Annotated in this window: 1 protein-coding gene; it reads left to right on the top strand. The window is 47.7% G+C overall.

Annotated elements, in window-relative coordinates:
- Positions 1-1,170, top strand: a 1,170-nt coding sequence (locus tag R7P74_RS24885) for an ABC transporter substrate-binding protein (protein WP_318123311.1), incomplete at both ends; no start/stop codon positions are given.

Genomic DNA, 1,170 nt, shown 5'->3' with positions numbered 1-1,170 from the left:
CAAGCGTAACCAGAGCGAGCAGTTTTTTACCCAGCTCGAATCGCTCTATCGCACCAAGTTGAGCGATGAGCGTTTTGATGCCATTTTGGTGACGGACAACAATGCATTGGAATTGATGCAACACTTGGCGCCGCTGATCAAAGACACGCCAGTGATTTTCTGTGGCATCAACAATTACCGTCCTTCCTTTCATCAATCACTTAACGCAACCGGCGTGATTGAGAACGTCGATTTAGAAGCGAACTTAGCGCTGATCGAGCGTTTGCATCCAGACAACAAGCAGATTTACATCATCAGTGACCATTCAGTGACTGGTGCAATACTTCGCGACGAGATTGACGATTTTATCCAACAACATGACCGTTATCGCAACAAGATCACTCAACTTGTCCCTGACAATGTTGAAGCATTGAAGCAAAAAATCGCTCAACTCAATAAAGAAAATGTGGTGCTGTTTTGGACTTACTACCGCGACAAAGATGGTGTGGTCGGCAGCGAGCGTGACTGGATTCAGATCAACAAGGCCTCCAACGCGCCATTGTTTATGGTGCACGATGTAGGACTGGGTCATGGCGCGGTGGGCGGCGTGATTCAAAGCGGTTATCGCCAAGGTGTTGAAGCGGCTAGATTACTTGAACAAGTGCTCGACCACCCACAAGAACCATTACCTCCGGTGGTGAATGGCGATTCTGAAATCAAGCTCGATTACCAAGCAGTCGTGCGCTGGGGGTTGGGCGCAGAGCAAGAATCCTCGGCGGTCTTTTTTAATAAGCCGATGGAATTTTCGGAGCGTTTCGCCAAAGAAATTCGCTTGTTTGGCAGTTTGTTCGTGTTGATGCTGGTGGCCATTTTGCTACTGAGCTACTACTTGCAACGCATTCGTCGCAGCGAGACAGCTGCTCGTGAAAGCCAGGCGATTTTAGAGTCCATTTTTGACCAAAGTATGCAGTACATGGGGATTTTGGATAAACATGGTTTGCTTAAATCTGGCAACGATCGTCTGCAATCTTTGCTCTATCATCAGGAATTACGCTTAGATAAGCCACTTTGGTTACATCAAAACTGGAGTGAGCAAGCACGCCACGCGATCGCCGATTATTTTGATGCACCGCAGCAACAAGTTTCGACATTTGAAGCCGAAATCTGGAGCAAAGAGCACGGCTCTATGGT

It is taken from the genome of Vibrio sp. 2033 (assembly GCF_033339735.1).
Note: the sequence above shows the minus strand (reverse complement) of the source record. Positions and strands in the feature narration are given on the sequence as shown.